This window comes from Flavobacterium sp. (assembly GCF_965277525.1).
Classification (GTDB): domain Bacteria; phylum Bacteroidota; class Bacteroidia; order Flavobacteriales; family Flavobacteriaceae; genus Flavobacterium.
The window spans coordinates 1049399-1069493 of record NZ_CBDIDC010000005.1 but is presented as its reverse complement, the minus strand read 5'-3'; the positions used below and the strand labels follow the sequence as shown (position 1 = coordinate 1069493).

Here is a 20095-nt window from a genome sequence, read left to right as displayed (position 1 = left end):
TTGTATTAATTAAGGTCCGACCCGTTAATAAACAAAAAATCCTATTCAGTAAGACGAATAGGATTTTTTGTTTATCGTGGAACAATTTTAGCTTCCTGATTAAGAATTTCTTTTCCGTTTTGACTAATAACTAATCTCGCCGGAGGTGTATTTTTTTCACCCAGAACTATGATATAACATGTATAGATATAATTTCCTTTTTTGAATTCGAAACTATGATTTCCGCCTGTTCCTTCCTGAATAAATTTTCCGTTATTTAGAACTAAATCAGGTTTTTCACTCATCGATTGTTTCAAAGACCACGAAGCATATCGATAACTATCATTTCCTAAATCGTCTATTCTAATTCTGAATTTTGATGTTTCTAAAATACAAACCGGTTTTTTAAAATTAGTAAGAGCGGAATTTAACTTTCCTTTTTTACCGGTAATTAATTTATCCTTAAGCTCTTTCTCATATTGCGATTGATAGTTAATCGATATCAATCTACCATCAGTATCTATCCAGATATCACCGCTTCCCAGCATGATTCCCCGCCAACCCATTTCAGACTAGTCTTTTGCAGGATTTGATTTAATGATTTTATTCTTTAGTGTCAAATCAAAAATCTGATCATAGCGTTTCACAAATTCTGCTTTATTTTTAATTGATGGAATTGGATTTTCTCGGTTTAAAGGATATTTTATCATGCCTGCAACTGCTTCTTTTTTATCGTTTTTTACATTGTCTGTAAAACTTTTAATGAATTTCTGATATTCCGGTTTTAAATCCTGACACGAAACGCCATGAACGGATAACATAACAAATAAAAGACAGATTAGCTTTTTCATGTTTTTCTATTTTACATAATGTTTTTATGAATAATTTCAAATTGAATAAACTAAGTTACGCAATCTAAAATTAATTGATACTCGCTTTGAACATTTTAAGTTCATCCCAAGTAAATTCATCGCCATGTTTTTCTTTCAAACCATTCAGGGATTCTTCCTGATAAAATTCAAAAGCTTCACGTAAGGCCAAAATTTTATCATATGGTAAAACATCTGAAATCTCCACTTTCTTAGCCTGAATTAGTTTAACCAAATGCATTTCAATAGTTTGCACTGTAAGCTTTCGAATTCTGGCAATGTCTTGAATAGAATTTTTCTCCAGCCATAAATCATGGGTTTCTTCAACCGTTGTTTTCTTTTCAGCCTTTGGAGTAGTTTTATCTAATTTTCTGGCCGTATACCGAACTGCTGGTTCCTCTGATTTAAAAATATCAGTGTTCGACATATTAAATTCCTCTCGGATCTTAGCAACCTTGTCTAATTTGTAGTTTTTAATCGCTGTAGACGTTAATTTTTCTTTACAGATGGTTTCGCCTGCCACAACAATTTCTATCAGCAATTTAGCCTTCATTAGACGTAAAACGGCTTTCGTTTGTAAATCATCTAAAAAAGCAAGTTCTTCATAAAATTCTTTTACTTTTTTGAATTTCTGAATTTCGGCCATTTTATTCAAAAGATCTGTAACCAACTTGTCCATTGGTTTGAAAAAATAATCGTAGGCCGCCACTACCCTTTCCTGTACAAAAAACAAATCGACAGTTTCTTTATTAAAAATTTTATTGAGCTGATGAACGAATTTTTGTGCAGGATCTGCCAGCGAATCTATTATTTCTAAACGTTTATGTGCCCAGGCAGAATGCTTTGATTTTTCAGAAGCCACTGCATTTTCGTTATAACTAAAACGATGATTACGCCATTCCTGAGCCAGATCAGCCCAATTAAAACTGTTAATCAAATAGTTATGAATAAAATTTTTAGTTTCAAAATGCAAAGAATGTTTTAAGACTTCTTCAGTTGCTTTGTTTAAAGCATAATCCATCACATCCTTATCGTTCGAAATACCATTCATTTGTATTGGAGAAAGCAAAATAAGCCCATCTAAGGACGTTAAACGTGATAATGCTACGTAGGCCTGTCCGGGTAAAAAAACTTGCGATACATCAAGCGCAGCTTTCTCAAAGGTTAAACCCTGACTTTTATGCACTGTTATCGCCCAGGCCAATTTAAGCGGATAATGCGCAAATGTGCCTAAAACTTCTTCCTCAACTTCTTTTGTGAGATCATTTACTTTGTATCGAATGTTTTTCCATTCGTATTTCTCTACTTCAATGGTTTTATTCTCTTCGGGAAAATGCACAAAAATTTCTTCCGCAGAAAGCGATTTTATAATCCCCATTTTTCCATTGAAATAACGTTTATCAAAAGACAAATCATTCTTAACAAACATAACCTGAGCACCTATCTTCAGTTTTAGATTTTCCTCAACCGGAAATATTTTTTCAGGAAAATCACCTACCACAAAGGGCTGGTAAGAGAACTCATTTCCGGCTAAATCACCTATTGCCTGTTCGTTAATAGAATCAGCCTTAGCATTATGTGTTGTAAGCGTGATATATCCGGGATTATTTTTTAAGTCGAAATCAGGCTTAACATACTCGTTTAAAACTTTAATATCCTGAGGTGTAATCTGATTGTTTCGAAGATTGTTCAAAACAGAGATGAAAGTATCATCAGACTGACGGTAAATCTTTGATAATTCGATATATAAGGGTGGAAATTGCTGAATTACATGCGAGTGAAAAAAGAATTTCCCCTTATAATAATTGCGCAAAGTTCTCCATTCTTCGTCCCTTATTACCGGCGGAAGCTGCAATAAATCGCCAATAAAAAGCACCTGAACTCCTCCAAAAGGTCGTGAAATTTTACGAACGGTCTGCATCATAAAATCGATAGCATCCAGTAAATCAGCACGAAGCATACTAACTTCATCGATAATCAAAAGCTCCATGTTTCTGATTACGTTACGCTTGACATTGTTCATTTTAAAATGCCGGCGTAAGGTTTCTTTATTCTCAAATTTCACCGTTTCAGTAAACTGAGAAGCGTCTTCATAAGACGGAATAAAAGCTGAAAAAGGCAGTTGAAACATCGAGTGAATCGTAACTCCTCCGGCATTTAACGCTGCGATTCCCGTTGGTGCTACTACTACTGTGCTTTTGTGCGTTGTAGCAATGATTTCGCGCAAAAGCGTCGTTTTTCCTGTCCCTGCTTTACCAGTCAGGAAGATTGATTTTTGCGTTTGATTGATGAATTGTAAGGTGTAAGCAGCTGCTTCTGTAACGTTTTGCATTGGGCGTATATTGAAAAACTAAAAGTATCGCATTTTTATAAAAGAAAAAAACCTAAATCTGTATAGATTTAGGTTTTTAAATTTAACTAGTTAGTTTGGTATTATTTTTTTGCAGCTTCTCCTTCTTTTACAGCTGGTTTTTCTTCTGTTTTTGGAGCCGATTTATACTTGTCGTTCAAAGCTTTAATGATATCTTTTGTAATATCATATTTCTCTTCAGCGTATAATATTGAGGCAGCATCACCAGTACCGTAGATATAAGAATAACCGTTTTTCTTACCGTAATCTTTGATGAATTTTTTAACTCCACTTACTAAAGAATCCATTTCAACACCACTTTCGTGTTGCAATTGTTGAGATAAAGCCTGTTGTGCATAGCCCAATTGTTGTTCTCTTTTTTGCAACTCAGCTCCTCTTTGTTGAGCCCAAGCCTGACCATTTGCTTGTGCCTGGCTTTGAAAACTAGCAGCGTCTTGTTTAAAACGTGTAATCTCAGCTTGTAGTTGTCTTCCCTTTTCTTCTGCTTGTCCTTTGTACTTTGCTTCAAGGTCTTTTGCTTCAGTGTACTCTTTCATTAAAACGGAAGTATCTACGTAAGCTGTTTTTACTTCCTTAACTTCTGCAGTTTTACTACATGAAACGGCGAAAATTGAAAGTGCGATAATTACTAATGCTTTTTTCATTTTTTGAATTTCTTATTTTTTAATGTATTGAAGACAAAAATATAAAAAAATAAATAGCATCAACATAAAGTTTAAAAAATGCTAGAATTTTATGATATTGTTTTTATTTATCGAAAGAAAATTGTCAATAATTCTACCCTATTAAAAGTGACTTTCATATCTTTTATTAGAAACACTTTCTTAAAAAAGACATAATTACTCCTCTCTTGAGCTGAAAAGTTGCCGGAAATAAGCTTATTTTACGTTTTATCCCTTTTTTTAAGCCTACGGGAATCTTGTCTTATTATTTTTCCTCTATTGATGTTTTTAAAATTTATTAATGCAAAAAAATCATTTACTATTCTAAAATTAAAAAAAAAAATTCGCTTATTAACTTTTTCTAAATTTCTGCCTCTATAAAAATGTAAAATACAAATTTTTGAAAAAATCAAAATTCTTGACAATTTCATCTTAATGATTTCAAAATTCAAAATCAGAAAAATTCAGCCTTAAAATTTCAAAAAACAGGCTTTTTTTATGGTATTGTTTTTATTTATAGAACCGCCTTAAAGCATAAAAAACCACTATCAAAAGTGGCTTTCATAGCTTTTATTACAAAGACAATCTCAAAAAAGACATAACAACACCTCACTTATGGTGAAAAAACACCAAAAACACGCTTAAATTGCGTTTTACTGATTTTTTAAGACATAAATGTGCGATGAATACTCTTTTGTACTGCTCGCTTTTAAATTTGACTTTAACCCAACAAAAAATGCACTGATGTAATTCATTTTTCCGGTTTTGTATTTTTCGGATAATAAACTAACATAAAAAGAATCAAATTTCATCGGAAGCACTTTTTCCAATTTCATATCCACTTTTTCGAAAAGCGACTTAATGGCTTTTTTTGAAAAATGCCAAAAGTGAATTGGCACATCATAAGCTGCCCAAAAAGTTTTATAATGTTGCGCGTCGTAAGATTTAAAATTTGGAACCGCAATAATTAAAGTTCCAGTTGGTTTTAACAAACGTTTTAATTCCTGAATTTGTAATTCTAAATTTGGTACATGTTCTAAAACGTGCCACATAGTAATCACATCAAACGAATTATTTTGAAGATCACCAATTTCACTCACAAAAGAAATTCCTTTTTGAATTGCAATATTTTTTGCTCGTTCGCTTGGTTCTACTCCAACAGTTTCCCAACCATCATTCTTCGCTGTCAATAAAAAATCTCCCGTTCCTGCTCCAATATCTAAAATTCTTCCTTTTCGAGATTGTTCTCCATTGATTAAATTCAGTTTATTTTTTAGCGCAATAATTTTCACAAAATGATATGCTTTTTCAAACAACGAACGTTTGTTGTCCGTATGAGAAATATAATCTTCGCTTTCGTAATATTTTCCAAGATTTTCTAAATTGGGTTGCGGAGATGTGATTAACATGTCTAAATTTTCATCATAATACAATTCGAAAATTTCTTTAGATACAGAGTGGTCTTTTACAGTAAGAAAATGTTTTTTGTTTAAAACGTCCATTTTTTAATTATAGGGGATTTTTGGTTTAATTTAAAGGTAAACCCTAAAAGTAGAAATTCTGCTTTTAGGGTTTGTTTTTTATATTATATTTTTTCAGCGTTCCAATTAATTTTTACAGCCGAAAGTTTTTCATTTTCAATTCTAATCTCTTTACAAATCGAAAACCCAATTTTCTCATAAAACTGAATCGGCGAGTTGTACAATGTTGCATTTTTTTTGACTTCGTTTTCATGATCGATAACCCAACCATTTAAACTAGTAGCATTCTTTTTTATTTCATTCATCAAAAGTGAGCCATTTCCTCTTCCATGTATTTCACTTTTCAAAATAATAGCAAACCAATCTTCGTTCTCTCTTAAAAAAGTAAAAGCCCAGCCATCTATTTTATCTGATTCATCCAACAATAAATAATGTTTGGTTTTCGAAAGTCCGTTTAAATACAATTCAAAATCTTCATTAGTTTCTAATTTCAATTTTGCCGGATATTCATTATTCCATAGTTGGCGCAAATTTTCTTTTTCTTTTAATGATAAAACTTCTTTTTGAACAATTCTCATACTTATGAATTTTATCTTTTTTTCATTCCAATAAACGAGCAACGTATGTTGCAACATCTACAAAGATTGTTCTTTTAGATTGCTTAGTTACTCACAGATATTCTTCGTTCCTCGGAATGACCAACTAAGTCGAAAATCTTTGTCTCTTTCAGATTCGTTTCACGTGGAACAAATCCCATTTTTAATTGATATTTTTAGATTTCTGAACAAAGAGAAACTATAAAGAATACCCAAATAGTTTCACGTGGAACAATTTATTTTTTATTTCAAGTTTTAATAATTTCATGTTTCACATTCCAACAACTTGAAACTTGAAACCTGAAACAAAATAAACTTTCCTATCTTCCCATATAAATCAACAAAACGGAAATATCACTTGGTGATACTCCGCTGATTCTTGAAGCTTGAGAAATTGTCACAGGACGAATCTTGCTCAATTTTTGTTTTGCTTCAATTGACATTGATTTGATTTTATTATAATCGAAATTCTCCGGAATTTTCACTTCTTCTAAACGGGTTAGTTTATCAGCGTTGTTTCTCTCCTTTTCGATATAACCAGAATATTTGACCTGAATTTCGGCTTGTTCCAAAATTTCCTGATCAACATCATTCGCTTCTATATATTCCTTTACTTTTTCAAATTTCAACATATCCTCTAAATCAATTTGAGGACGTGAGAAAACTTTAAACATTTTATCACCTTGCGTAATTGGAGCCGTTTCTTTTGATTCTAAAATTGGATTGGTCTCCGCAACCGAAACACTAGTCTCTCTAAAGAAAGCCACCATCTTTTCAGATTCGTTTAATTTCTTTTCCATTCGGCGTAAACGGGCTTCTGAAGCCAAACCAATTTCGTGTGACATTGGCGTCAATCTAAAATCAGCATTATCCTGACGCAACAATGTTCTATATTCTGCTCTTGATGTAAACATACGATATGGTTCTTCCGTTCCTTTCGTAATCAGGTCATCGATCAAAACTCCAATATATGCTTCATCACGTTTTAAAATTAATGGTGCTTTTTCATGCACTTTTAAATGTGCGTTTATTCCGGCCATCAAACCTTGAGACGCTGCTTCTTCATATCCCGTCGTTCCGTTTATTTGTCCGGCAAAATATAAACCTTCAACTAACTTTGTTTCCAAAGTATGTTTCAATTGTGTCGGCGGGAAATAATCATATTCGATTGCATAACCCGGACGAAAGAATTTCACATTTTCAAAACCTACAACAGAACGCAATGCTTTAAATTGAATATCCTCCGGAAGTGAAGTTGAAAAACCGTTTACGTAAACCTCGCAAGTATTCCAGCCTTCCGGCTCTACAAATAATTGATGACGCTCTTTATCAGCAAAACGATTTATCTTATCCTCTATCGAAGGGCAATATCTCGGGCCAAGACTTTTGATTCTTCCGTTGAACATTGGTGAACGATCAAAACCTTCTCTCAAAATATCATGAACATCCAATGACGTATACGTCATATGACAAGATCTCTGATGCGTCAACGGAGATGTCAAATCCGAATAAGAAAACTTATCCGGTTTCGCATCTCCTTTTTCTTCGTTCATTTTAGAATAATCCAAAGAACGTCCGTCAACTCTTGGTGGCGTTCCTGTTTTCATTCTTCCGGATTCAAATCCCACTTTCACCAAATCTTCAGTGATTCCGGTTGCGGCACTTTCACCAGCTCTTCCCCCACCAAATTGTTTTTCTCCAATATGAATCAAACCATTCAGAAAAGTTCCGTTTGTCAGAACAACCGACTTAGATCGAATCTCTACTCCCAACGAAGTTTTGATTCCTTTTATCTTTCCGTCCTCGATAATCAAACCTTTCACCATCTCCTGGTAGAAATCCAAATTTGGAGTTCCCTCCAACATCATTCGCCATTCTTCAGCAAAAACGCATTCGATCACTTTGAACTCTCGGTGACCACATTGCAGGTCCTTTTGATTTATTCAACATCTTAAATTGAATTGCAGTTCGGTCAGACACGATTCCTGAGTATCCTCCCAACGCATCAATTTCACGCACTATCTGCCCTTTTGCAATTCCTCCCATTGCTGGGTTGCAAGACATCTGTGCAATGTTCTGCAGACTCATGGTAACCAACAAAGTTTTTGATCCCAAATTTGCGGCCGCTGCCGCGGCTTCAGATCCAGCATGACCTGCACCAACTACAATAACATCGTATTCTTCTAAAAACATTTTGTTTTATTATTCTCTGCAAACCGTTTAAGGCGGTTCTCAGAATTAACTTTATTTTCATTTTTGTTCCACGTGGAACGGCGCTAACGCGCAACTTTTAAATTCCGAAATTCCAATCTAGAAATTCCAAATTCCAATTCTGGCGTAGAAATTTGTTCTGTAAAAAATTACGCTAACGCGCAATTCAAACACCAAACTCAAAACCTCTGTCTAAAAATTTCAAATCAAAATTTCATTCAAACAAATCTGTTCCACGTGGAACAGATTAAAATTAAAACAATTCTTCTGTTTCACTTGGAATCTCTTTAATTCTTTTCGCGTTCCACGTGAAACATTTTCTAAAACACATAAATCAAATTACTGTGTGTTCCACGTGAAACATTATAAATTCTTTTTTACAATCTACAGTCTTGAATATTCATGTTCCACGTGAAACATCGCAGATTATTTTCAAAATATTTGATCTCTTTCAAATAGTTCCACGTGAAACCATCATTTTTCTAATATAAATCTTCTATCAATGTTTCACGTGAAACATTGGAATTTGGAATTTAAAACTTTGGAATTTATTTATTTCTATTACTGTTCCACGTGAAACATTGCAATCTTTTCATCTTCTTTTGAACGCATTAAATCAGCATCTTTATCTGATTTGTCTTTATATCCACAGTAATGTAATATACCATGAGCAAGAACACGTTTTAATTCTTCTTCAAAAGAAACATTAAAATCTTTAGCATTATCCTCTACTCTTTCAACAGAAACAAAGATATCTCCGTTTAGTTCATTACCCACTGTGTAATCAAAACTGATAATATCTGTTAGTGTATCATGATTTAGATATTCTACATTTATCTTATGAAGATATTCATCATCACAAAAAATGTAATTTATCTCTCCTTCGTTTTTACTTTCAGACACGATTACAGCACTTAACCAATCTGCAAAGGTTTGTTCATTATCTAAAGTAAATTCGGTTTCGTAATTAAAATTGATCATTTTGTATTAAAATATTCTTGAACCTTTTGATTAAAATTCGAGCGCAAAGGTAGTGATTGTCTGTTTAATATCTCTACACTGTTTAAATAATCCAATAACGAACTTGGTAATGCATTTGTTTTATTCATAAATTCAGCTTTATTAGTTTCAGATTGTCGCTTTGTATCTTGCCCTTGTTGCTGAACAGCATTATTCAATTTTAGTAATTCTTGTTGAATATTCAGTATACGCTGTAAGTTTTCATTCTTAAAACCTTTATTCAAAAGTTGCTTTTCTGAAGCTTTCATTTGATCGATTACAGATTTACCCTGAGAATCTAAACCTTGTTTTGCTAACTCTTTTTGTAATGCTTCACGAAGTTTAACTTGCTCCTTATAAATTTCCATGATTGCTTCAGCATCTCCTTCTCCATCCTCACCTTCTTTTCCGTCATTTCCTTTGCCTCCATTTTTATCTCCTTTACCATCTTTTCCCTGACCACTTTTGCCTTGTCCCTCTTTTCCCTGTCCTTGCTTACCTTCTCCAGATTTCCCTTGTTGACCTTCGCCTGGTTTATCTCCCGGTTTGTCACCTGGTTTATCTCCCGGTTTCATTCCCTCTTTCATTTTGTCAGCCAACCCTTTTTGTTTTTGTATAATATCCGGCAATTGCATTCCTTGACCGTCACCTGGTTTTGGTTTTCCTGATCCCGGTTTAGACATTGACATCTGCATATTGTTTAATAAATCACTTAAAAAATCAGCTAATTTATTGGCAGATGAAACAGCATATTGCTGATGCGAAACTCCTTTCGGAACCTGAACGTCACTTAAACTTTCGATAGCTTTATCTACATTATACTGTACATTTCCAATTTCCTTCGTTACATCTTCAGCTACTTTTGGATTACGTAAAGACAAAGCAAACAAACTATCATCGACATGTTTAAACTGTTGTTTCAAATTCTGCTGCACTTTGATGTTCTTAGTATACGCTGAAGAACCCAACTTCATAGATTTAAATTGTTTCATCACATCCTCTTCCGATAAAGAGAATGCTAAAAGATTATCCAGAACCTGACGAAGCATTGCAACATCTTCTTCCAGTTGTTCTTGTTCTCCGCCTTCCATACCAGCATCCATTTGTTCTGCCATACTTTTCATTTTCTTGGCAGCACTTTTTTGTTTTGGCTTAGCCGAAGAGGAATTCTTTTTACTCAATTCTTCAGAAGCTTTCTTCAAATCATCCTTGACATCTTTCTCTTTTAAAGCATCAGACGGAATATCCAAAGGCGCTTTTAATGTCTTGTTTTCCTCTTTCAGATCTTTTAAATCTTCCTGAATTTTATCAAACGCTTTATTAATATCTTCTTGTTTATCCTGAGTATTCTCTTTGTCTTTATTCGAAAGTTGTTCTTGCTGATCTGCCAGCTTCTTTAATTTATCAGCAACTTGTTCTGCTTTTTTAGAAACATAAAAACGTTTCGTCAATTCAACTAATTGTTCCAGATTACGAGATTGGTTCTTGCTGATCTGTTTGAATTTTTCCATCTTATCAAACAAATCTTCAGTATTCAATTTATCGTTTAAGTTCTTCAATTCATCCATCAACTTCTGATTCTTTTCTAAATCTTTCTCTGCATTGTCTAAACGTTTTTGCAAATCATCAGCTGTTTTATCTTTCTTTTCAGATTGAAATTTATCCAGATTCTTATTCATCTTCTCAGCAAACTGTTTCATCAATTCGTCTTGTTGCTTCTGACGTTTGATAAAATCATTTACTTTCTGTTGGTCTTTGAACTCTAAATTATCCTTTTCTTTTCCTGCTTTCTGAATCTTATCCATTTCAGAAAATTGCTTGGTTTGATTCTTCAAAGACTTTTCTAAACTATTGATGTTTTCATTTTGCTGCTGTAATTCCATATCATGAACTTCATCTGTAGTCGAAACACGATCAGAAAAAACAGAAGACTTTGTACTCTTAAATCCATGCGGTGCATCATTATCAAAAACCTCAAAATAGTATTCATAAGATACTCCTTCCTGCACGGCAAGATTACTTGGGAAGTTAAAAACAAACTGATCAAACACTCCGGATTTAACAGGTATGGTTCCACGCTTGGCAGTATTTGGCTTGTTGCGTTCGTAGTAAACAACCTGAAGTTTAGACAAACCATAGTCATCTCCTAACCTTCCTAAAACATAATTCTTATCCAGCTTCAAACTGTCCGGTGCAGGACTTACCGTGATCGTTGGATGCTGATCTTTGATAACAGACAGCTGATAATCCAGCTTTTCGTAGTTTTTGACCTTATTATTCGAGGTAAGAATTTGATATTCTGTATTTTGACTGATTTTTTTAGCCAATTTAAACTCATTTTCGGCTTTATTGAACCTGAAAGTGGCATTATCATCTTTCCAAACAATTTCCTGAGTCGATTGTGTATTCATTTTCCAGGTTACCAAAGTTCCTTCCGGTACGATTGCATTTCCGGTTCCCTGAATCGTTTCAGATTTTTTCTTTAGATACGATGGAAAATTTAACACCATTTCGAAGTTGGCAATCGATGGAACTGTGATTACTTTCAACTCATATTCTTCAGATGAAACCGAATTTCCTTCAAAAGAAAAAGCAACATTTGAAACTGGTTTTTCAATCTTGAATTCAAACTTTCCTGGGTGAGATGATTCCATAAAATAACTTTCGTTACCAATATGAATCATGACATTTTCAGGAACTACATTTCCAACTGATTCCATTTTGATAACGAAATCTTTGTTTTGTTCTGTTTGTAAATTCGGATTCAGAACCACAAATTTGAAAGGTGCCGGTGGTAAAAATGTCGCATTAAAGTGCACTACTCTATTTAAACTTTGAGAAATTACATTGCTATTTCCTGAAATATAAAACACTGCAAAAAGTAAAATTGGAATGATTGCTAATGGCAAATACTTCTTGTTGGTTTTAAAATTGATGGCATTCCCAAAAGGAATTGGCTGCAATGAATTTGCTTTTTGCTCTATCGAAGCCAACATCAACTCTGAACTTTCTGTTGAATTCTCAGAAGCTGACAATTGCAAAAAGTTCGTCAGCTTATCACTTACTTCTGTAAAATGATTTCCAATGATAGTCGAAGCCTGATTATAATCGATTCCTTTTTGAAGTTTGAACAACTTAAAAATCGGGAACAAAATAAAACGAAACAATAGAAACACTTCTACCGCTATAAATATCCAGAATAATAATGTTCTTCCTAATGGTTTCAACCAAAGAAAATACTCAATAAAGAGCGTGAACAAGAAATACAATAATCCGAAACCAATAAAAAGAAGCGATCCTTTTATCAATTCATTGGTATAATATTTCTTTATAAATGCTTCTAGCTTTTGGTATATAGCAGATGTTGTTTTCAAAGTGAATCTGTTTTATTTATAACCCATAAAAGTAGTAATTATAAGTATAAGTTTGAAAGTCAAAAGTCGAAAGTCAAAAGTTACCATCTTAACGTAAAACCTTTCAGACTTTCGACTTTTGACTTTTGACGAATGTTGTATCTTTGCAACAAAATTTAAACAAATGTCAAAGCAAGTTCGTGTGCGTTTTGCACCAAGTCCAACAGGACCTTTACATATTGGCGGAGTTCGTACTGCCCTATTTAATTATTTATTTGCCAAAAAAAACAATGGTGTTTTTTATTTAAGAATTGAAGACACAGATCAGACTCGTTTTGTTCCTGGTGCCGAAGCTTATATTATGGAAGCACTAGAATGGTTAGGAATTTCTCCTGAAGAAACTGTTGGGAAAAATGAAAAATTTGGTCCGTACAGACAAAGTGATCGTAAGGATTTGTACCAAACTTATGCTGATCAATTGATCAATTCTGGTTGGGCATATTATGCTTTTGATACTCCGGAAGCTCTTGATGCTTTGAGAAAAGAACAAGAAGCGGAAGGAAAAACATTTATTTACAATCATACTATTCGTGAAAAGTTAGATACTTCTCTTGTAATTTCTGCTGAAGAAGTGGCTAAAAGAATTACAAATGGAGAACATTATGTCATTCGTTTTAAAACTCCGGTTGACGAAACTTTACACTTAAAAGATATTATTCGTGGTGATGTAAAATTCGAAACGAGTTTACTTGATGATAAAGTCTTGTTTAAAAGTGACGGAATGCCAACCTACCATTTAGCTAATATTGTTGATGATCATTTGATGGAAACATCACACGTAATTCGTGGTGAAGAATGGTTGCCATCGATGCCACTTCACGTTTTATTATATAGAGCTTTTGGTTGGGATGCTCCAGAATTTGCGCATTTACCTTTGATTTTAAAACCGGTTGGAAACGGAAAATTATCTAAAAGAGATGGTGACAAATTAGGATTTCCTGTGTTCCCATTGGAATGGAAAACCAAAGAAGGTATTTCTTCCGGTTACAGAGAAAAAGGATTTTTCCCGCAAGCGGTTGTAAACTTCCTTGCATTGTTAGGTTGGAATGATGGAACTGACAAAGAATTATTTTCATTAGAAGAACTAGTAGAAGCTTTTGACTTGAACAGAGTTCATAAATCAGGAGCTAAATTTGATCCGGAAAAAAACAAATGGTTCAATCACCAATATTTAATCAAAGAAAATGATGCTGATTTAGCGAAAAGCTTCTCTCCTATTTTGGTCGAAAAAGGTGTTGATCTTTCTAAATTTGATGTTACAAAAATCGTTTCTTTGATTAAAGAAAGAGCGCATTTCGTTTCTGAATTTTGGGATTTGACTGATTTCTTTTTCCAGGCGCCAACATCATATGATGAAAAAGCAAGCAAAAACTGGAAGGAAGAAACTCCAACTTTGATGCAGGAATTGATTTCGACTCTTGAATATATCGATGGTTTTGATTCAGCAAATATCGAAGCAATCGTAAAAGACTGGTTGACTAAAAACGAAATCGGGATGGGTAAAGTAATGCAGCCTTTCCGTCTAAGTTTAGTTGGAGCACTAAAAGGTCCTCACCTATTTGACATTATTGAAATCATCGGGAAAGAAGAAACTATTTCGAGAATTCAGAAAGCAATAGCAACATTATAATTTTTTACCATTAAGATATTAAGTTCATAAAGGTTAGCTTAATTTTTCTTAATCTCTTAATGGTAAAAAGAAAAATTTCTAAATTTTAAATTAAACGCTAAGAAACATTGATAATATGTTCTTAGCGTTTTTTTTATGCTTTAAAAAATTGAAATTGGAAGAATATTCGTAATTTACCAGATCATAAAAACTAAATTAATATCACCATGGGTACAGCATTTATTATCTTAATAGTCTTCGGATTATTTATTTTTATGTCTTCCTTTTTTACCGTTAAACAACAATCTTCGGTAATTATAGAAAGATTTGGGAAGTTTCACAGCGTGAGAAATTCAGGATTACAATTAAAAATTCCGTTGGTTGACAGATTGGCCGGACGTGTAAATCTAAAAATTCAACAGCTAGATGTTATCATTGAAACCAAAACGAAGGACAACGTTTTTATCAAAATGAAAGTTTCGGTTCAGTTTAAAGTGATTCAGGAAAAAGTATATGATGCTTTTTATAAACTTGAATATCCACACGATCAGATTACCGCTTATGTTTTTGATGTCGTTCGTGCCGAAGTTCCAAAACTAAAATTAGATGATGTTTTTGAAAGAAAAGATGATATCGCCATTGCAGTAAAAAGAGAATTGAACGAAGCAATGACTACTTACGGATATGATATTATCAATACTTTGGTTACCGATATTGATCCGGACATTCAGGTAAAAAATGCGATGAACAGAATTAATGCTGCCGACAGAGAAAAAACGGCTGCTGAATTTGAAGCTGAAAGTTCAAGAATCAGAATTGTTGCAAAAGCAAAAGCTGAAGCCGAAAGTAAACGTTTACAAGGACAAGGTATTGCAGATCAACGTCGTGAAATTGCAAGAGGTTTAGTAGAAAGTGTTGAAGTTTTGAACAATGTTGGGATTAATTCTCAGGAAGCTTCTGCCCTAATTGTCGTAACGCAACATTATGATACGCTACAAGCAATTGGTGCCGACGCCAATTCTAACTTAATCTTGTTACCAAATTCTCCACAAGCCGGAAGCGATATGCTGAACAATATGGTGGCATCCTTTACAGCATCAAACCAGGTTGGTGAAATGATGAAGAAAAACAACAAGAAAATAGAGAAGAAACCAAAACCTGTTGAACCTCAATCCGGTTATGAAGATGACATTCTACCGGAAACAAAATAATATTACAAAACAAAAAAGAGGCTCATTTGCCTCTTTTTTTATTGATAAACCAGTTGATAATATACGGTAAAATGGATTGTAAAATTTGTGGATATGATCTGGTAAAGTATTCTTTATAAGAAGAAAAAACGCCACCAACAATACTTTGCGGTGTAATAGATTCTTTGGTTCTATGAAAACTTAAAACTAGTTTTTGATAATTAATATCTTTTTCGAGTTTCAAAATCTCTAAATCTCTTTCGATTGCTGCGTATGATGAGTATTTTTTAGTTTCCATAATTAGTCATTAAAAAAGATTTCTGAAAATTTCTCCAATATCGGACCTTCTACAACTTTATCTTTTAAGAAGAAAAGTAAAATTGTAAATACTAAATAGATCCCTCCTACTGCTAAAAAACCAAGTGCGTTACTTTCAAATAAAGATCCAAAAGCATATGCTGCTGCAAAAGATCCAAAGATCATCACCATACTAAAACACAATAAAATCAAAGTAAACTTAAAAATTAAAGTTGTCGATTTCATAGCAACCTTAAAACCCCAAAGTTTATAATAAGCCAAATGGCTTTCGAGATAAACTTTAGCCTGATCCTGCATATTTTCTGTGTTTTCTTTTAATTCTTCAAAAGCCATAATTGTAATTTTAATTAAAAAAAAGAAGCACAAAACTCATGACTTAATAATTGTATATTGATTATTTTAAAAATTAAAACAATCTCATTAATCATTAAAATCGCATTGAGCTTTGTGCTTCCTGGATTATTATTTTTGAAGTTTAGCGTTTTGTGCTTTTAAGTCAGCTAATTTAGATTCCAAAAAACTGATTACTTCTTCTGTTTTGTAACTCATATTAGAAAGTAATTCTCCGTACGTTCCATCAAGATTTTCTTTTGCGTGTGCAAATTTTTCACGTAGCACTTCAGAACTTGCTGAAAGTGAATCTTTCAAATTATGTTTCGCATCATCTAAACCTTCCTTAAGTTTAGCACGAGTCTTTGATCCTTTATCCGGAGCAAATAAAATTCCGATTGCTGCACCTACTGCAGCACCAGCTAAAATTGCTGCAACTGTATTTACGTTTTTTGACATAATATTAAAATTTAAATGATTACTAAAGGTAGTCATTTTTTGAATTACAAATTATTGCTTACTTATAATTTAATAAAATTAACACTAAATTTAATACACATAAGCGATAGCTTCATATTTACCATCTCCTTTTTCAACAATGCTAACAAACGGATATCCGTTAGAAGCAGATTGTGTTTTGATTCTCATAGCAGTCTGTTTTTTATTTGCAATTGGCGGCTCCCCTTTTGTCTTTGTCGAGACTCCTGAAAAATTAGCTACTTGTTTTAAACCTATTGTCTTGTCCTGAGATAAAACAGTTACGAATTTATAATCTGATTTTGAATCTACTATAACTTTATCTGAAACTTTTTGAGTTTGATTCGATTGTTTATTGGTAATTTTTGAAACTGCATATTTGCTAATTTTATGTTCTTCGGCACTTCCGTTCAAGGAATAATAAACCAAATCATTTTCGAGTTTTATAAAATTAACATCCAGTTCTTCACCATTATGTTTTGTAATTTGATGTGTTTGAGAAATTGCAATATTTGCAAATAAAATAGATAGCGTAAAAAATAGAATTTTCATAATATTAAAATTTAAGGATTAAAATTGTTTCTGTCAAAACGAAAGACAAAATTTCAGATACCCCATAAAATTAATTTCATGAAATTTTTAAATTATGAACTAATCTCTGAAAAATACTTTTACGCTGGAAGTATTATCAAAATATAATCACAATTACAATTGACCATAAAACCAATCTTTAGAATTCAGATTTAGAATTAACTCTAAAACTAAAAATTATTCATTTTTAGATTTTAGAACAACTCAGATTTGATTCTTAAGTGAAATTGAAATTTGACACTTTAGATTTGACCTTTGGATAAAAATACCAACTTTATAAACAATTGTATGTTAACAACCCGTTAAACTAAGAAAAATGAGGTCTAAAACTTAAATAAAGCTCAAAAATAAACAATAATTCAAAAGATGATTAATGACATGAAAGAAATAAAATAATAGCTTAAAATCAATTTATAAAAGTCAATTTTAATTAAATAAATCTATTAAAAATATAATAATGATAGTTTTATATAATAATAATAAAAAACATAAAATATTAAATATACAATCAATTAAATTGATAATTAAAATGAGAACAATTTTAAATATTTGAAATGAAAAAGTAAAAATCAACAATTAAGTTGAAAAACAATGTAGGTGCAATGTTATAAACAATTCTATGTTAACAACCCAAAAAACAAGAGAAAATGAGGCTTAAAATTAAAATAAAGCCTTCTATTTAATGATTTTTTAAAAGATGATTAATGAGGTAAAAGAATTAAAAAATAAGCTTAAATTTAATTTATGCAGGTCACTTTTAATATATTAAAACTATAAAATTTTAATTTTTAATAGAAAATATAAATAATAAAAAAAGCGCTTATAAAAAGCGCTTTTCAATAGATTATAATGATATTATTTTTTTACCATCTCGGCAAGAATTTCATTTTCTCGTTCCGAAGCGTTTTTTGGAGGATTTGAATATAATTTCAAAATATCATCTTCAAACTGATTTCTTAAACTTAAATCTTCAATATCTCTTAAATTCAAAAGTGCTTTTGATCGCACATAGGTCGATTCACTTCTCAGAGACATCGTATATAATTTTTTAATATCGTCTTCTTCAAAATCTGTAGATTTCCAGTTCGAATATTTCAAAATAAACTGGGCAAATAACAACGATCCTTTATTATTGTTGATATTCTTCTTTAATGAATTTTGTAATAAAGAAAAACTTGAAACATTTTTGATACTCTCCCCTATTGCACTTTCAATTGCAATACGTTCCGGCTTCGTTTCTACTTTAAAATATTTATTAATATCTTTTAAAGAATTATTGATACTGTTTTCTTCTTTTTTACCCTTTTCTTCCCAGGCGTCTTTGAGTCCAACAGTTTTGTTAAATACTAATTTTGAAGGAGTTGAATCTTTATCAACAGTAAAATAACCTAAACGTTGAAACTGAAATTTATCCTCGTTTTGAGCTGTTGCTAAACTTGGTTCAACAAATCCTGTAATAACTTCTAAAGACTTTGGATTCACAAAATCCAAGAAATTTTTGTCTTTATAACTGTCGGGAGCTTCATCAGTAAACAAACGATCGTACATACGAACCTCTGCTTCAATTGCATGAGAAATAGAAACCCAATGTAATGTTCCGGATACTTTTCTTTGGCTTGCTTCTGTCCCGCTTCCACTCAAAGAATCTGTATCATAAGTGACATGAATCTCTGTAATATTTCCTTCAGTATCTTTTATAACGCTTTCTCCTTTAATGATATAAGCATTTTTAAGACGTACTTCTTTTCCTAAAGTCAAACGGAAAAATTTCGCGGGAGCTTCTTCAAGAAAATCTTCTCTTTCGATATATAATTCACTAGAAAAAGGTACTTTTCTAAAACCTGCGTTGTCATCTTCCTGGTTATTTTCTGCCTCTAACCACTCTTCTTTTCCTTCAGGATAATTGGTAATTACCACTTTAACCGGATCTAAAACAGCCATTACACGAGGTGCAATTTTGTTCAAATCTTCACGAATACAAAACTCTAAAACAGAAATATTAATCAAATTATCACGTTTTGCAATTCCGGTTGTATTGGCAAAATTACGTAAGGAAGCAGCTGTAAAACCTCTTCTTCTTAACCCTGAAATAGTCGACATTCTTGGATCATCCCAACCGTTAACATGCTTTTCTTTAACAAGTTGCTGTAATTTTCTTTTACTAACAACGGTATGTGATAAGTTACGTCTTGCAAATTCTCTTTGTTTTGGACGTAGTTTGTTTTCTTCTAAAATCTGGTCTAAAAACCAATCGTATAATTCACGGTGAGGCAAGAATTCAAGGGTACAAAATGAGTGTGAAATCTCTTCCAGATAATCACTTTGTCCGTGTGCCCAATCGTACATTGGATAAATTTTCCAGGCATCTCCTGTTCTGTGGTGTTCTTTGTGTAAAATCCTGTACATGATAGGATCACGCATCAGCATATTGGTTGATTTCATGTCAATTTTTGCACGAAGAATATGAGTTCCAGCCTCAAATTCACCGTTTTTCATTCTTTCGAATAAACCCAAATTCTCTTCAACAGAACGGTTTCTATACGGACTATCTGTACCAATTGTAGACGGAGTTCCTTTTTGAATGGCCATCTCTTCAGAAGACTGACTATCAACATAAGCTTTATCTTTTTTAATTAATAATACTGCCCAATCGTATAATTGCTGAAAATAATCTGAAGCATAACGTTCTTCTGCCCAGGTATACCCTAGCCATTCAACATCTTTTTTAATGGCGTCAACAAATTCCTGCTCTTCTTTTTCTGGATTTGTATCATCAAAACGTAAATTCACAGGAGATTGATAATCAATCCCTAAACCAAAATTTAATGCAATAGCACTTGCATGACCAATGTGTAAATAACCATTTGGTTCTGGTGGAAAACGAAAATGAAGTTTACTTTGCGAAAGACCTGATTTAAGATCTTCTTCTATGATTTGTTCAATAAAATTGAGTGATTTCTCTTCTGATGCCATTATTTTATAGTAATTTTAGCAAAGAT

At 32.6% G+C, this 20095-nt stretch carries 15 protein-coding genes and 1 pseudogene; 2 read left to right on the top strand and 14 right to left on the bottom strand.

The features are described 5' to 3' along the window. Positions 1-71: 71 nt before the first annotated feature. From ACQY44_RS13020 to ACQY44_RS12980, 9 genes and pseudogenes are all read right to left on the bottom strand, one after another. A complete protein-coding gene (locus tag ACQY44_RS13020) occupies positions 72-545 on the bottom strand; it encodes a hypothetical protein (protein ID WP_428230767.1) in 474 nt (157 codons plus the stop codon). 6 nt (positions 546-551) lie between these two features. Beyond that, positions 552-830: a hypothetical protein gene (locus ACQY44_RS13015; protein WP_428230766.1), complete on the bottom strand. Its 279-nt coding sequence runs from the start codon at positions 828-830 to the stop codon at positions 552-554. 70 nt (positions 831-900) lie between these two features. Then, positions 901-3180, bottom strand: a complete 2280-nt coding sequence (locus ACQY44_RS13010; RefSeq protein ID WP_428230765.1) for a helix-turn-helix domain-containing protein — start codon at positions 3178-3180, stop codon at positions 901-903. A gap of 101 nt (positions 3181-3281) precedes the next feature. Further along, positions 3282-3863: an OmpH family outer membrane protein gene (locus ACQY44_RS13005; protein WP_428230764.1), complete on the bottom strand. Its 582-nt coding sequence runs from the start codon at positions 3861-3863 to the stop codon at positions 3282-3284. 671 nt (positions 3864-4534) lie between these two features. After that, positions 4535-5383, bottom strand: coding sequence for a class I SAM-dependent methyltransferase (locus ACQY44_RS13000; RefSeq protein WP_428230763.1), 849 nt, complete (start codon positions 5381-5383; stop codon positions 4535-4537). Positions 5384-5466: 83 nt separating this feature from the next. Beyond that, positions 5467-5940 (bottom strand): GNAT family N-acetyltransferase, encoded by a 474-nt coding sequence (locus ACQY44_RS12995; RefSeq protein WP_428230762.1) that lies wholly within the window; start codon positions 5938-5940, stop codon positions 5467-5469. 338 nt (positions 5941-6278) lie between these two features. Beyond that, positions 6279-8151 (bottom strand): annotated as a pseudogene (mnmG, locus tag ACQY44_RS12990) (tRNA uridine-5-carboxymethylaminomethyl(34) synthesis enzyme MnmG). Positions 8152-8730: 579 nt separating this feature from the next. After that, positions 8731-9150: an rRNA maturation RNase YbeY gene (gene ybeY / locus ACQY44_RS12985; RefSeq protein ID WP_428230761.1), complete on the bottom strand. Its 420-nt coding sequence runs from the start codon at positions 9148-9150 to the stop codon at positions 8731-8733. Beyond that, positions 9147-12542 carry a hypothetical protein gene (locus ACQY44_RS12980; protein WP_428230760.1) on the bottom strand — a complete coding sequence of 1132 codons (3396 nt, stop codon included), beginning with the start codon at positions 12540-12542 and terminating at the stop codon, positions 9147-9149. The genes ybeY and ACQY44_RS12980 overlap by 4 nt, the downstream gene beginning before the upstream one ends. A gap of 163 nt (positions 12543-12705) precedes the next feature. Between ACQY44_RS12980 and gltX the strand changes: the two genes are divergently transcribed. Together gltX and ACQY44_RS12970 are read left to right on the top strand one after the other, a co-directional pair. Then, positions 12706-14211: a glutamate--tRNA ligase gene (gltX, locus tag ACQY44_RS12975; RefSeq protein ID WP_428230759.1), complete on the top strand. Its 1506-nt coding sequence runs from the start codon at positions 12706-12708 to the stop codon at positions 14209-14211. 206 nt (positions 14212-14417) lie between these two features. Beyond that, a complete protein-coding gene (locus ACQY44_RS12970) occupies positions 14418-15401 on the top strand; it encodes an SPFH domain-containing protein (protein ID WP_428230758.1) in 984 nt (327 codons plus the stop codon). Positions 15402-15423: 22 nt separating this feature from the next. Here the strand turns inward: ACQY44_RS12970 and ACQY44_RS12965 are convergent, their stop codons facing one another. The 5 genes from ACQY44_RS12965 to ACQY44_RS12945 all read right to left on the bottom strand — a co-directional run bounded on the left by ACQY44_RS12965 (position 15424) and on the right by ACQY44_RS12945 (position 20069). Further along, entirely contained in the window at positions 15424-15678 is a 255-nt protein-coding gene (locus ACQY44_RS12965; protein WP_428230757.1) for a DUF6327 family protein, read from the bottom strand. A 2-nt stretch (positions 15679-15680) separates the two neighbouring features. After that, a complete protein-coding gene (locus ACQY44_RS12960; RefSeq protein WP_428230756.1) occupies positions 15681-16031 on the bottom strand; it encodes a competence protein in 351 nt (116 codons plus the stop codon). A 129-nt stretch (positions 16032-16160) separates the two neighbouring features. Further along, a complete protein-coding gene (locus tag ACQY44_RS12955; protein ID WP_428230755.1) occupies positions 16161-16487 on the bottom strand; it encodes a YtxH domain-containing protein in 327 nt (108 codons plus the stop codon). Positions 16488-16577: 90 nt separating this feature from the next. After that, on the bottom strand, positions 16578-17057 hold the full coding sequence (locus tag ACQY44_RS12950) for a hypothetical protein (RefSeq protein WP_428230754.1): 480 nt from the start codon (positions 17055-17057) through the stop codon (positions 16578-16580). A gap of 894 nt (positions 17058-17951) precedes the next feature. Then, a complete protein-coding gene (locus ACQY44_RS12945) occupies positions 17952-20069 on the bottom strand; it encodes a glutamine--tRNA ligase/YqeY domain fusion protein (protein WP_428230753.1) in 2118 nt (705 codons plus the stop codon). Between the last annotated feature and the right edge of the window lie 26 nt (positions 20070-20095).